This window comes from Piezobacter thermophilus, from assembly GCF_055386745.1.
In genome coordinates this window covers 456,676-470,824 of record NZ_AP042380.1, presented here as the reverse complement: position 1 = coordinate 470,824, position 14,149 = coordinate 456,676, and the positions used below count along the sequence as shown (strand labels likewise).

Annotated in this window: 9 protein-coding genes; 7 read left to right on the top strand and 2 right to left on the bottom strand. The window is 68.8% G+C overall.

The window, feature by feature from the left end:
• From ACZ5CM_RS02230 to ACZ5CM_RS02205, 6 genes are read left to right on the top strand one after another with little or no spacing between them, the layout of a single operon-like run.
• Complete coding sequence (locus ACZ5CM_RS02230) at window positions 1-1,014, top strand: glycosyltransferase family 2 protein (RefSeq protein ID WP_464640875.1); 1,014 nt, start codon at window positions 1-3, stop codon at window positions 1,012-1,014.
• Window positions 1,011-5,672 carry a MupA/Atu3671 family FMN-dependent luciferase-like monooxygenase gene (locus tag ACZ5CM_RS02225; protein WP_464640873.1) on the top strand — a complete coding sequence of 1,554 codons (4,662 nt, stop codon included), beginning with the start codon at window positions 1,011-1,013 and terminating at the stop codon, window positions 5,670-5,672. The genes ACZ5CM_RS02230 and ACZ5CM_RS02225 overlap by 4 nt, the downstream gene beginning before the upstream one ends.
• Window positions 5,669-6,364 carry a 4'-phosphopantetheinyl transferase family protein gene (locus ACZ5CM_RS02220; RefSeq protein ID WP_464640871.1) on the top strand — a complete coding sequence of 232 codons (696 nt, stop codon included), beginning with the start codon at window positions 5,669-5,671 and terminating at the stop codon, window positions 6,362-6,364. Before ACZ5CM_RS02225 ends, ACZ5CM_RS02220 begins: the two co-directional genes overlap by 4 nt.
• A gap of 52 nt (window positions 6,365-6,416) precedes the next feature.
• Complete coding sequence (locus ACZ5CM_RS02215) at window positions 6,417-7,325, top strand: hypothetical protein (protein ID WP_464640870.1); 909 nt, start codon at window positions 6,417-6,419, stop codon at window positions 7,323-7,325.
• On the top strand, window positions 7,280-9,058 hold the full coding sequence (locus ACZ5CM_RS02210; RefSeq protein ID WP_464640869.1) for a hypothetical protein: 1,779 nt from the start codon (window positions 7,280-7,282) through the stop codon (window positions 9,056-9,058). Before ACZ5CM_RS02215 ends, ACZ5CM_RS02210 begins: the two co-directional genes overlap by 46 nt.
• A 5-nt stretch (window positions 9,059-9,063) precedes the next feature.
• A complete protein-coding gene (locus tag ACZ5CM_RS02205; RefSeq protein WP_464640867.1) occupies window positions 9,064-9,900 on the top strand; it encodes a glycosyltransferase family 2 protein in 837 nt (278 codons plus the stop codon).
• Between the two features lie 5 nt (window positions 9,901-9,905).
• On the opposite strand, the gene ACZ5CM_RS02200 is transcribed toward ACZ5CM_RS02205, so the two are convergent.
• A complete protein-coding gene (locus tag ACZ5CM_RS02200) occupies window positions 9,906-11,120 on the bottom strand; it encodes a glycosyltransferase (RefSeq protein ID WP_464640865.1) in 1,215 nt (404 codons plus the stop codon).
• A 208-nt stretch (window positions 11,121-11,328) separates the two neighbouring features.
• On the opposite strand from ACZ5CM_RS02200, the gene ACZ5CM_RS02195 reads away from it, so the two are divergent.
• Window positions 11,329-12,690, top strand: coding sequence for an oligosaccharide flippase family protein (locus ACZ5CM_RS02195; RefSeq protein ID WP_464640863.1), 1,362 nt, complete (start codon window positions 11,329-11,331; stop codon window positions 12,688-12,690).
• A 214-nt stretch (window positions 12,691-12,904) separates the two neighbouring features.
• Here the strand turns inward: ACZ5CM_RS02195 and ACZ5CM_RS02190 are convergent, their stop codons facing one another.
• Window positions 12,905-14,131, bottom strand: a complete 1,227-nt coding sequence (locus ACZ5CM_RS02190; protein WP_464640861.1) for a GumC domain-containing protein — start codon at window positions 14,129-14,131, stop codon at window positions 12,905-12,907.
• Window positions 14,132-14,149 lie beyond the last annotated feature (18 nt).

Genomic DNA, 14,149 nt, shown 5'->3' with positions numbered 1-14,149 from the left:
ATGACAGAACCCTCCGTCCTGACCGTGATCCTGAACTGGCGCACGCCCGACATGACGCTGGACGCGGCCGCGGCGGCCATGACCGCGATGGACGGCCTGCGCGGCGAAATCGTGATCGTGGACAATGATTCCCGGGACGGGTCGTTCGAAAGGCTCTCGGCCGCGGCCAGGGAAAACGGCTGGACCCGGAACAACCGGCTGCGGGTGATCCGGGCGGGGCATAATGGCGGTTTCGGCGCGGGGATGAATTTCGGCATGGCCGCCGGCCTGTCCACCGGCGGCGCCCCCGATTTCTACTATCTTCTCAACTCCGACGCCTTTCCCGCGCCGGGGGCGATCCGGGTGCTGCGCGACTATCTGATGGCCCGGCCCGATGCCGGCATCGCCGGAAGCCGCATCCACGGCCCCGACGGTACACCGCACGAGACCGCCTTCCGGTTTCCCTCGATCCCCGGCGAACTGGAAGCGACCGCCCATACCGGCCCGATCTCGCGCCTGCTGTCGCGCTGGCGGGTGACGCTGCCCCTGCCCGACAGGTCGACGCAGGTGGACTGGATCGCCGGCGCCAGCATGATGCTGCGCCGCGAAATTCTGGTGACGGTGGGCGGCTTTGACGAAGGCTATTTTCTCTATTTCGAGGAAACCGACCTGTGCCGGCGGGCGGCCCGCGCCGGGTGGAGCACCCACTACGTCCCCGAAAGTGACGTGACCCATATCGGTTCGGCCTCCACCGGCATGAATTCGTGGGAGCGGACCCCGCAATTCTGGCTGGATTCGCGCCTGCGCTATTTCGTCCAGAATCACGGAGTCGCCTATGCCGCGCTTGCCACGGCGGCGGCCGCTGCCGGCGGATCGATCTGGAAGATCCGGCAATGGCTGACGCGGGCACCCGACAAGAACCGGCGGTACTTCGTCACCGACCTGCTGCGGCATGTCCTGACCGCACGGGCGCGGGCGTTTTCGCCGCGCTCTTCCCCCCGATTCCCGAAACCTCTTGCGGAGGAGGGCAAATGACCAGTTTCACCAGTCTTCTCATCGGTAACGAATCGCTTCTGGTCGGCTGCGGCGATGCGCTTGTCGCACGGGGCCATCCAATATGCGGGGTCGTCTCCGACAACCCGGAAATCCTGCGATGGGCCGAGCGGCAGGGGATCGAAACCCTGCCCGATCTGGAGGCCGTCTCCCGGCGGTTCGGGGGCGGCGAATTCGACTGGCTTCTGTCGATCGCCAACCTGACCATCATCCCCGACGAGGTTCTGGCCCTGCCCGCCAGGGGCGCGATCAACTTCCATGACGGACCGCTGCCGCGCCATGCCGGGCTGAACGCGCCGGCCTGGGCCCTGATGCAGGGCGAAACGGAATACGGGGTCGCCTGGCACCTGATCGGCGATGGCAGCAAGGGAATCGACCGCGGCGACATCGTGGCCCGGCGCATGTTCGACATTGCCCCGGACGAGACCGCCTTTTCGCTCAATTCCAGGTGCTACGCGGCGGGGCTGGACAGTTTCGCCGAGGTGCTGGAAGGGCTGGAGAGCGGCCGGTTGCAGCGCATTCCGCAGGATCCGGCGCTGCGCAGCTGGCACGCACGCGACGATCGCCCCTCGGCCGGAGGCTGGCTCAATTTCGGCCGTGATGCGCGGTCGCTGGCGGGTTTCGTGCGCGCGCTCGATTTCGGCGACTACTGGAACCCGCTGGGCCGCGCGAAGATCGTCGCCGGCGGGCAGGTGGTCCTGATCCGCCACGCCGCCGAAACGGAGGTGCCCGCGCGGACGCCGCCGGGCACGGTCGTGGACATGGAGCCCGGCCATCTGCTGGTGGCCACCGCCGCGGGCGGCGTACGGCTGAGCGGTTTTTCCGACAGTCGCGGGGATCCGGTCGAAATCGCCGATCTGGTCCGGGTGGGCGACGTCCTGCCCTCGCCCGATCCGCGCATGACCGAACGCCTCGACGCGGCGATTCGCAACTGCGCCCGTGGCGAGGCCCACTGGCGCCACACCCTGCGCAAGGCCCGGCCCGCGCCGGTTCCGATGGGCGCGCAGCACGCGACTCCGGACCGGCCGGGGGGCCGGTCAGGCAACTGGTCGGGGCGCGAAGTTCCGCGGCCCGACGGGATGAACGACGCCCGCGTGATCGCGGCGGTCATGGGATGGGCGCTGACGGGAACCGGCGAGACGGTCGCCGATCTCGCCCTGACCGACGCAACGCTGACCACCACGGCGGAGACGGTTCCCGGCCATGTCTGCCCCTGGGTGCCCCTGCAGGCGCGGGGCGACGAAACCCTTGCCGATGCCGCCCGACGGATCGAAAGGGAACTGGTCACGATCACGCGCCTTGGAGGTTTTGCCGCCGACCTGCCCGCCCGCGATCCTGCCATCACCAGCACCGGAACGCCGGGCATCGGCATCGCGCTGGACGGCGTCGGGCCGGTGGAAGGGAGCGCGGCCACCGTCTCCGTCGCGCCCGGTCGGGTGGTTCTGCACACCGATCGGCAATGGATCGACGACCGCGCCGCGATGCTTCTGGCCGAGCGGCTGGAAGGGGCGCTGCACACCGCCGCGGCCGGCGCCGGGCATGAAACGGTGAAAGAGCTCTGCCTCCTGCCCGCTTCGGAACGGCAGCTGATCGTGAGCGAGTGGAACCGCACCGCGCGGGATCACGACCGCGAGATGACGATTCACCGCGCCTTCGAAGCCTGCGCCGCCCGGATGCCGGATGCCACGGCGCTGGTGTTCGAAGCGACGGAGCTGAGCTACGCCGAACTGAACACGCGGGCCAACGCGGTGGCGGCGCGCCTGCGCGCACTTGGCGTCGGCCCCGGCACGCATGTGGGCCTCTACCTGCGGCGATCGCCCGAACTGGTGATCGGAGCGCTTGCAGTGCTCAAGGCCGGGGGCGCCTACGTGCCGCTCGATCCGGCCTATCCCGCCGATCGCATCACCCATTACCTGTCCGACAGCGCGGCAGCGGTGGTCGTGACCGCGCCGGAACTGCGCGCGGCACTGCCCGACGTTCCGGTGCAGGTGCTGGAGATCGGAACCGCAGCAGCCGCCGATCCCTCCGCCCCGAACGTGGACGGGGGTGCGACGGCTGCGGATCCGGCCTATCTGATCTATACCTCCGGCTCGACCGGCACGCCCAAGGGGGTCGTTGTCGAACACCGCAACGTGGCCAATTTCTTCGCCGGAATGGACGACCGGATCGACCATGAAGAGGGCGACGTGTGGCTGGCCGTCACCAGCCTGAACTTCGACATCTCGGTGCTGGAACTGTTCTGGACGCTGGCGCGCGGCTTCAAGGTGGTGCTTGCGGGCGACGACAACCGCGCCGCCGTGTCGAACGGCCCGGTCGCCCACAGCGACCGGCACATCGATTTCAACCTGATGTACTGGGGCAATGATGACGGGCCGGGGCCGAAGAAATACGAACTGCTTCTGGAGGGGGCGAAATTCGCCGATGCCCACGGCTTCAACGCGATCTGGACGCCCGAGCGGCACTTTCACGCCTTTGGCGGCCCCTATCCCAACCCGGCGGTGACCGGCGCCGCAGTGGCGGCGGTTACATCGCGGCTGAGCGTGCGTGCGGGAAGCTGCGTGGCGCCGCTCCATCACCCGGCGCGGATCGCCGAGGAATGGGCAATCATCGACAACCTCACCGGGGGCAGGGCGGGGCTGGGCATTGCCTCGGGCTGGCAGCCGGACGACTTCATCCTGCGCCCTGAAAACGCCCCGCCGCACAACAAGCGGGCGATGTATGACACCATCGAGATCCTGCGCCGGCTGTGGCGCGGGGAGGAGGTGGAATTTCCCCGTGCCGACGGCTCCATGCACGCCGTCGTCACCCAGCCGCGTCCGGTATCGAAGGAACTGCCGATCTGGGTCACCACCGCCGGCAATCCCGAAACCTGGAAAGAGGCCGGCCGGATCGGGGCGAATGTGCTGACCCACCTTCTGGGCCAGTCCATCGACGAGGTTGCGGGCAAGATCCGCATCTACCACGCAGCTCTGCGCGAGGCCGGCCACGACCCGGCCGATTTCAAGGTCACCCTGATGCTGCACAGCTTTCTGTCGGACAGCCGCGAACACGCAGCCGAAATCGCGCGCGAGCCGATGAAGGACTACCTGCGCAGCGCCGCCGGCCTCATCAAGCAATACGCATGGACTTTCCCCGCCTTCAAGAAGCCCAAGGGCGTGAACAACCCCTTCGAGATGGACCTCGGCATTCTCGGCGAGGACGAACTCGAAGCGATCCTGGATTTCGCCTTCGAGCGGTATTTCGAGGAGTCGGGCCTGTTCGGCACCGTCGAGGACGGGCTTGCCCGGGTCGAACAGCTCAAGCGGATCGGGGTCGATGAAATCGCCTGCCTGATCGACTACGGCATCGCGCCGGAGCTGGTGCTGGAAGGGCTCAAGCCCCTGGCCGAACTGCTGCGCCGCGCCAACGTCCCCACCCGGCTGGCCGAGGACGATTTCTCGCTGGCTGCCCAGATCGTCCGCCACGGCGTCACGCATCTGCAATGCACGCCGTCCATGGCCCGGATGATCGCCGCGAATGACGAGGCACGCATGGCGCTCGGCCGGTTGCGGTACCTGCTTCTGGGGGGTGAGGCGCTTGCCGGAGAGCTGGTCGAGGATCTGCGCGAATGCACGCCGGCGACCATTCTCAACATGTACGGCCCCACCGAGACGACGATCTGGTCCACCTGCGAAACCGTCGGCGCCCGCCCCGAGGGGGTGGTGAATATCGGCACGCCCATCGCCAACACCGCCGTGTATGTCCTCGACGACGAGGGCCGGCCGGTGCCGGTGGGGGTGCCGGGTGAGCTGTGGATCGGCGGCGAAGGCGTCGCCCGCGGCTACTGGCAACGCCCGGAGTTGACTGCCGAACGGTTCCGCCCCGATCCCTTCGCGGACGAGGCCGGCCTGCCCCTGCCCCACCCGCGCATGTACCGCACCGGCGATCTGGTGCGCTGGCGCAGCGACGGCAGGCTCGACTTCCTGGGTCGCACCGATCATCAGGTGAAGATCCGCGGCCAGCGGATCGAGCTGGGCGAGATCGAAGCCGTCATTGCCGGCTTCGGCGATGTGACCGGCGCCGTGGTCGTGCCCCGCGAAATAGCCGGCGACCGGCGGCTTGTGGGTTATGTCACCACCTCGGTCCCGCTGGACGAGGCCGCGCTGCGCGACCACCTGGCCCGGCGATTGCCGGATGCGATGGTCCCGGCACATATCGTCACGCTGGAGGCGTTTCCGCTCACGCCCAATGCCAAGATCGACCGCAAGGCGCTGCCGGACCCGACTCCACCGCCGCGGCCGGGCGCCGACGACGCCACGGCCCCGCGCGACGGAACCGAGGCCGAGATCGCTGCGATATGGTCACGGATCCTCGGTGTCGTCGGCATCCGCCCCGAAGACAATTTCTTCAGGCTCGGCGGCCATTCCCTGCTGGCAGTGCAGGCGCACAGGGAAATCCGCGATCGCCTGGGGCGGCCCGATCTGTCGATTACCGACATCTTCCGCTTTCCGACGCTGGGCGGGCTGGCCGCGCATCTGGATGCGGCCGATGGAAAGGCGGCGCAAGAGCCCCGCCTGCCGCCCGGCGCCGGGGAGCCAGACCGCGCGGCAACCATGTCCCGCAGGCGGGCCATGCGCGCAAACCGGCGGGGGCGGGCATGATGGCCGGGGCAGGAGAGACGGGCACCGTGGCCCCGGAACTGGCGCTGGCGCGGCCGCTGCTGCCGCCCAGCATCGCGCTGGCGGCAACGGACCCGCGCAGCACCCGCCACCGGCCGCTGCCGGAAGAGGCGGAAGGATTGACACGGTTTGCGCCCAAGAGGGCGCGCGAGTTCGCCGCAGGACGTGCGGCGGCGCACCGGGCGATGCGGCAACTGGGGGAACCCGCGCGCCCGGTGCGATCCGGCGACGACCGGGCGCCGATCTGGCCCGACGGCCTGACCGGCAGCATTTCGCACTGCTCGACCGCCTGTATCGCGGCGGTCGCCCGGAAGGACGAGGTTCGCTCGATCGGCGTCGACGTGGAGGAGGACAAGCCGCTCTGGCCCGAAGTGATCCCCACCGTCTGCACGATTACCGAGCGCGCCTGGCTGGCCACCCTGCCCGAAGAGGATGCCGGCCGCATGGCCCGGCTGATCTTTTCCGCCAAGGAATGCGCCTACAAGTGCCAGTATCCCCTCAGCCACGCCCTGTTCGGCTTCGAGATGTTCGAGATCACGCTCGACCTGGACACCGGGCAGTTCGAAGCCACCTTCACCGCCGATGCGCCTCCCTTTCGGCGCGGCGAATACCTGTGCGGGCGCTTTTCCATCGGTCACGGGCTGATCGTCACGGCGATGACGGTTCAGGCGTGAACTGCCGGGCGGAAGAGGATAAGCTCGCCGGTGCCCGCGAACAGGAGGATCGATGCCCCTGCGGAGATTGCTGACACGCTCTGTGGTGGCGCTGCTTTGCGCCCTGCCCCTTCTTCCACGACCCGCCGCGGCCGCCCCGGTGGCGCCGCCCGAGGGGCCGATGCGGGTCTATCACCTGGGGCACAGCCTTGTCGGGCGCGACATGCCGGCCATGCTGGCCCAGCTTGCCGGGCCCGGACACGGATATGAAAGCCAGCTCGGATGGGGCACGTCGCTGCGCGAACACTGGGAGCCGGGATTGACCATCCGCGGTTTCGACGCCGAAAACGACCACCCGAATTTCCGCCCGGCGCGTGAGGCCGTCGGATCGGGCGACTATGATGCCGTGATCTTCACCGAGATGGTCGAGATCCGTGACGCGATCCGCTACCACGCCAGCGCCGCCTATCTTGCCCGCTGGGCAGCTCTGGCGGCACGGGCGCGGGGCGACGTGCGGGTCTACCTCCTCGAGACCTGGCACAAGCTGGACGACCCGGAGGGGTGGCTCAACCGGATCGACCGCGACCTGGGGCGCTACTGGTTGCGACGGATTGCGCTGCCGGCGCAGCGGAAGGCAGGCGTGCCGATTCACCTGGTGCCGGCAGGGCAGGTTCTTGCTCGCCTCACGCGCCGGATCGAGGCCGTGGGCGGCGTTGCCGGTCTTCCCGACCGGACCGCCCTCTTCGCCCGCCGCCCGGACGGCAGCACCGATCCGATCCACCTTGGCGACCTGGGCAACTACCTGCTGGCGCTGACCCATTACGCGGTGCTCTACCAGCGCTCGCCGGTGGGGCTGCCCCGGCGGCTGGCCCGCGCCGATGGCACACCGGCCACCCCACCTTCGCCCCAGGCCGCCCGGATCATGCAGGAGACGGTGTGGGAGGTCGTCTCGTCCATGCCGGAAACGGGGGTGTCGCCATGAACCGGCGCGAGGTTCTGGTCGGCCTGGCCCTGGCGGTCGGCGCCCTGCGCACCCCTGCCCGGGCGCAGGCCGTCCTGCAGCGGGGCAATGGTGCGGGTGGGCGGGCGGTTCGGCCGCTGGCCATCGGCCTTGCCGGCGTCAACGACTGGAGCGTCCAGCAACCCTTCATCGACGTGATGAAGACCGCGCGGCCATGGATCGGACACATGCCCGGCCGCTGGGGTGGCGCCGGTCACGACGACCTGGAACAGGCCGGCTATCTGGACGAAAACGGCTGGCCGCTGGCGATCCCGCCCGAGCTGGGCTCGATCGGCACGGTGGTTCTGACCGACCTGCCCGAAGAGGCGGTATCCACGGCCGGGCGCTACCGGCTGGCCTTCCGCGGCGACGGTATCGTCGAGGTGGGCGGGCGCGCGCGCCGCGTGCGCTATGGCCGGAACGAGGTGCGCTTCGACTTCACGCCCGGCCGCGGCCCGGTGGACATCCGCATCCAACGCACTGACCGGCGCGGCACCGGCGATCATGTGCGCGACATCACCATCGTCCGCGAGGACCAGATCCCCGCCTTCGAGGCCGGCGCCGTGTTCAACACCGCCTGGCTCGACCGGCTTCAGGGCTTTGCGGTACTGCGTTTCATGGACTGGATGCGCACCAACGATTCACCGCAATCGGCATGGGCCGACCGCCCCCGGCCCGGCGACTATACCTATGCCCGCCGGGGCGTGCCCGCCGAGGTGATGATCGAGCTGGCCAACCGCACCGGCGCCGATCCGTGGTTCAACATGCCGCACCTGGCCGATGACGACTATGTGCGACGCTTTGCGGCCATGGTCCGCGACCGGCTGTGGCGCGAGCAGGGGGTTTTCGTCGAGTTCTCCAACGAGGCCTGGAACTGGCAGTTCGAACAGGCGCGCTGGGCCGGCCGTCAGGCCGAGGCGCGCTGGGGCACCAGGAACGGCTGGGTCCAGGCCTATGCGGTCCGCGCCGCCGAGATTGCCCGGATCTGGAGCGAGGTCTTCTCCGGCCCGGAGCGCGCGCGGCTGGTCAATGTGATCTCGACCCAGACCGGGTGGCTCGGGCTGGAACGCGACATCCTCGACGCGCCGCTATGGATGGCCGAGGACGGCACCGGCCGGCGCCAGCCCCCCCATGTCCACTTCGATGCCTACGCGGTGACGGGCTATTTCGGCTACGGCCTGGGACGGGAAGAAAACGCCCCCATGGTGCGGGAATGGATCGCCGAAAGCGCCCGTCTGGCCGAGGCCGAAGCCGATCGGCGCGGGCTGAGCGGGGCCGAGCGCCAGGCGTGGCTGGAGCGCCACCGCCTTGACGCTGCCTTTGCCCAGGCCGCGGCCGAGATCCGCGACGGGCAATCCTCGGGCGAGACGAAGAACTCCCTGCGCGACCTTCTGGGACGGATCCTGCCGCATCATGCCGATGTTGCGAAGACCTACGGGCTGGACCTGATCATGTATGAAGGCGGCAGCCACGTGGCCGGTATCGGCCCGGTCGTCGATGACGACGCACTCACCGCGTTTTTCACCCGCTTCAACTACACCCCCGAAATGGGCGCGCTGTACACCGAGATGATCGAAGGCTGGCACGCGCTGGGCGGACGCCTGTTCAACGCCTATGCCGATGTCTACAAACCCAACAAGTGGGGAAGCTGGGGCACCCTGCGGCACCTGGACGATGAAAATCCGCGCTGGGACGCCCTGGTTGCGTTCCTGTGAAAGGGGTGGCGAACATCATCCTGCCCGCCCATGACGAGGCGGGCTATCTCGGGGCCAGCCTGTCGGCGCTGCTGGCCTCCGATCCCCTGCCCGAGGGCTGGCGCTGCCGGGTGATCGTCGTGGCCAATGGCTGTCGCGACAAGACCGCCGACATCGCGCGCGGATTCGCCGAACGGGCGTCCGGCCGCGGCTGGGATCTGCAGGTGATCGAGACCGCCGCGCGCGGCAAGCCGGGGGCGCTGAACCTGGGCGATGCGGCGGCGGGACACGGAATCCGCATCTACCTGGATGCGGACGTGATCGTGTCGGCCGCGCTGCTGCGGCAGCTGACCGAGGCGCTGGACCTGTCCGCCCCGCGCCACGCCGGCGGCACGCCGCGCATCAGGCCCGCGCGCAGCCGGGTGACCCGCGCCTATGCCCGGTTCTGGCAGCAACTGCCCTTCCTGAAGACCGCCACGCCGGGTTTCGGCATCTATGCCGTGAACGAGGCCGGGCGGCAGCGCTGGGGCGACTGGCCGGACGTCATCTCTGACGACACCTTCGCGCGGCTCAATTTCGCCCCGGACGAAAGGCTGACGGTTCCCGCCACCTATGAATGGCCAATGGTCGAGGGCTTTACCCGGCTGGTCCGCGTCCGGCGGCGGCAGGATGCGGGCGTTGCGGAAATCGCCGCGCGGTTTCCCGAACTCATGGTCAACGACGACAAGAGACGGCTCCGCCCCGAAGAGGTCGCCGCGCTGGCCCTGCGCGACCCGGTGGGGTTGTGCATCTACGGGGCTGTGGCGGCGGCCGTGAAAACGCCGCTCTTCCCGGCGCGGCAGCAATGGGCACGCGGGCGCTGAAGCGTTTACCCTTCCGCCGCCACCGCCCGGCGAAACAGGGTGGCCAGCCTTGCCGCCTCGGCCCCGGCATCGTGGCGCTCGAACACGAGCTGCCGCCCGGCCTGCCCCATGGCCGACAGCCGCGCCGCCGGGGTGGCGGCCATTTCCGTCACCGCATCCGCAAGCGCCCGCGCATCCCCCGCCGGAACCAGCCAGCCGGTGCTGCCCGGCCGGACCAGCTCGGGAATGCCGGCAACATGGGTGGAAATCACCGGCCGGGCTGCCGCCATCGCCTCCATGATGACCACCGGCAGGCCTTCGGCGAAACTGGGCAGGACCAGCGCATGGGCACGGTCGAGCTCGGCGCGCACGCCCGCCTCGGGCAACCAGCCCGTCAGCGTCACCCGATCGCTCAGCCCCCGTTCGGCAATGGCCCGTTCCAGCGCCGGGCGCATCTCGCCATCACCCACCAGAGCGAGGTGAAAATCCGCCACTGCCTCCTGCAGAAGCGACAGCGCCTCGATCAGCACCATCTGGCCCTTCTGCTCGCTGAACCGCCCCACCGAGACGAGGCGCAGCGTACCGGCCGGGAACGGCGCCGGATCGGCGAAACTGGCCGGCTCGACCCCGCAACGGACCACATGCAGGCGCGGCCATGCGTCGAAATCCGCCCAGCGGCACAGCTGGGCGCGGCCGAACTGGCTGACCCCCACGGCAAAGGCCGCGCGCCTCAGCTTGAGCGGAAGCGACAGCGCCGCGGGCGCGTCGAACTCTTCGGGCCCATGCACCGTCAGGCTGAACCCCGGGCCGCCCAGCGCATTGGCCAGCAACGCGACCGAGGCCGAATTGGTGCCGAAATGGGCGTGCATGTGCCTCACCCCTTCCCGGGCGCAGCGGCGCGCAACATGGGCGGCCTCGGCCAGGTAGACCAGATGCCGGGCCACCCCCCCGGGCGATGCCCGTCCCATCCTGACCGCCAGCCGCAGCGCCGCCCCGAACCGGATCGGCGAAACGAACGCCGCCCGAACAAGCGCCAGCGCCAGCCCGGCGGCGCCGCGATCGAGCACGTATTCGGTTGCCGCCGCCTCCTCCCTGTCCTGCGGATCGGGAAGGTCGGCCTGCGCGCGGCGCATGGACAGTCTCACCACTTCGGCGCCGTCACGTTCCAGCGCGCGCAGCTCGCGCCGGATGAAACTGTGCGAGGGCTGCGGATAGGTGTTCAGGACATAGGCGAGTTTCAAACGATCACCGGCAGAAGGAAGCTTGCGCAGCCACACTAGCCGCGCATGCCCCGTGTGAAAAGCGCGGGCCGGCCCGCCCCGGCACGGCAAAGCCACAGGCACGAAGCGAATGCCGCACCCCGCCTCGCACCTGATTGACCCCCGCCCTTCCCGACCCATAGCCTGCCCAACCAGATGCCCGGACGGGCGATGCGCGGGTTCACGCGGGATGAGACGGATCAGGGCGGCATTTTCCGGCGACGGGCTGGCGGCGCGGGTATTGCGCAGCGCCTCGTGGATGATGCTGGGCTTTGGCGCCGGGCAGGGGCTGCGGCTTGCCTCGAACCTGATCCTCACGCGGCTGCTGTTTCCCGAAGCCTTCGGCCTCATGGCACTGATCAACCTGGTGATGATGGGGCTGGCGATGCTTTCGGATGTGGGCCTTGGCGCCGCCATCACCCGAAGTCCGCGCGGCGACGATCCGGAGTTTCTGAATACCGCGTGGACCCTGCGGGTCATCCGCGGGTTCCTCCTGTGGGGGTTGACGGCGGCGCTGGCCTGGCCCGTTGCCGAATTCTACGCCGAACCGGACCTGGCACTTTACCTTCCCGTATCGGGGCTGGCCCTGATCGTCGCAGGCTTCCTGCCGACACGGGTGGACACCGCGAACCGGCATCTTCTGGTGGGACGGGTCACGGCCCTGAACCTGCTGGCCCAGGCCATCGGCATCGCCTCGATGGTCCTGCTTGCCTGGCAGACCGGATCGGTCATTGCGCTGGTCGTGGGCAATCTGGTGCAGGAGGCCACCCGGCTGGCGCTGATGCATGTCCTTCTGCCGGGCCCGAGAAACCGCTTTCGCTGGGAGGCCAGCGCCGCGCACGAACTGATCCACTTCGGCAAGTGGATATTCTTCAGCACCGCCTTCTGGTTCGTCTCCAGCCAGAGCGACCGGGCCATTCTGGGCAAATTCCTGCCGCTTCACGCGCTGGGCCTCTACAATATCGGCTATTTCCTGGCGAGCTTTCCCTACCAGCTTGCCCTTTCGGTCAACCAGCGGCTGATGATGCCGGTCTATCGTGACCGCCCGGCGCAGGACTCGCCGGAAAACTTCCGCCGGCAGCGGCAGATGCGCAGCGGGCTGACCGCGCTGATTCTGGGGCTGCTGATCGTCATGGCCTTTGCCGGACCCGCGCTTGTCGATCTGCTGTATGATGACCGCTATGCCGGTTCGGGGCATGTTGTCACTCTCGTGGCCTGCGCACTCATGCCGGCGGTGATCGGCATGACCTACGAGCCGGCGGCGCTGGTCGCAGGCGACAGCCGATCATACGCGATCTTCCAGGGGGCCAGAGCCATCGCCAAGGTCGCGCTGATGCTGGCCGGGGTCGCCACGTTCGGCGTCTTCGGCGCCATCGCGGCCATGGGCGCGGCATCGATCCTCGTCTATCCGCTGCTGGTGCGGATCGCCCGCCGCCATCACGTCTGGGACTGGAAACACGACCTGTTCTTCGGACTTGTCGCGGCGGGGGCGGCAGCGGCCGCCCTGTCCCTGCATAGGGAATTGCTGACCGACCCGACCGGCCTGATCTGATCCCGTCCCATCCTCCGCCTCCTCCCGACAGCCACCCTCAAAACCGCCCCCCCAAGGATCAGGCTCCTCCGAATTTCGCGCTTCCCGATGCTCTTTTTCTGGCCTGCAAATATCCCGGGGGGTGAGGCCCGCAGGGCCGAGGGGGGCAGAGCCCCCTCCCGAACCCGAACCTTCCCTGATCAAGTGCGCCGTTCTGCGCCGGCGCGCCGGTGCGCTAGCCCCGCCGGCGCCGGGTCCCGGTTTCCATCACCGGAATGGTCACCACCGGACGAAAGCCCAGTTCGCGTTCCATCTGCGCGGCCGAGCGGATCACCGGCCTGCGAAATTCCAGCAGGAAAGCGAGGAACAGGGCAAGGGCGACACTGGCCGCACCGCCGAGAACCGCGATCTTCCGGCGCCCGCCGGAGACGGGATAATCGGGCAGTTGCGCCGGTTCGATGACGACAAGGCGCTGGGATTGACGCGCTTCTTCGAGGCGATAGCCGATCTCGGCCGCCGAACGGCGATCGGTCGCATCGTTCAACTGCTCCTGCAACTGTCTCAGCTTGCGGTCATAGGCGCCCAGCTGACGTTCGATCTCGGGCGTCGTTTCAATGGACTTGCGCAACTCGGCCTTGCGCTCCAGCAAGAGGTCCCTCTGCGCATCGATGGTTGCGATCTGTTCGGCGATGTCAGCCTTCATTCGCGCGGCGGTGGCCGGACGTTCCCTTGCATCGACCTGCTGGGCCTCGCGCTGCAGGCCGATCCTTTCCCGCGCCAGCGCCAGCAGGGCCTCGTTCAGCGCAGCCAGTTCGTTGCGGGTGAATTCGATGCTGCCGGGCAGTGCCACGTCGTGCCGCTCGCGAAAGTCGGCGATCTCGGCTTCAAGGCGGGCGACCTGTTCGGCCAGGGACTGTTCGCGCACGCGCAGGAATTCGAGCGTGGCGCGCGCCTCGCCCAGGCGCGCCTCGCGGCTCAGCGCGATGGTCCGTTGGGCAAGCGCGTGCGCCACATCGCGGGCCTGCAGCGGCGAAGGCATGTCGGCCGATATCCGCAGAACCGCCAGCGCCCCGTCCGGACGCGTTCCTTCGCGGGCGGCCTCGACCCCTTCCATGCGCACCGAACTGCGAAAAAGCGCCACCCGCTCGCTGTCGAGAAGCGCGGGCATGTCGGTGTAGAGACCGAACCTGTCAATGATCTCCAGGACGCTGTCACGCGCCATCAGGCGCTGTTCGACCAGTTGCAGCCGCCGCGCCGCAGAGCCTTCGACGGTGGAACTGGCCATCTCGTCCGAGATCTGCGGCCGCACGACCTGGAGCACCTCGGACGCACGGTAGAGCACCGGCTGGGCCAGGGCGTAGAGCACCGATGCGATGCTGCCGGCCACGACCACCAGCAGGATCAGGGGCGCACGCCGCCTCACCATGTCGGCGAAATCGGAAAAGCTCTGGATCGGTCCCATGTCTCGATATCCCTGCCT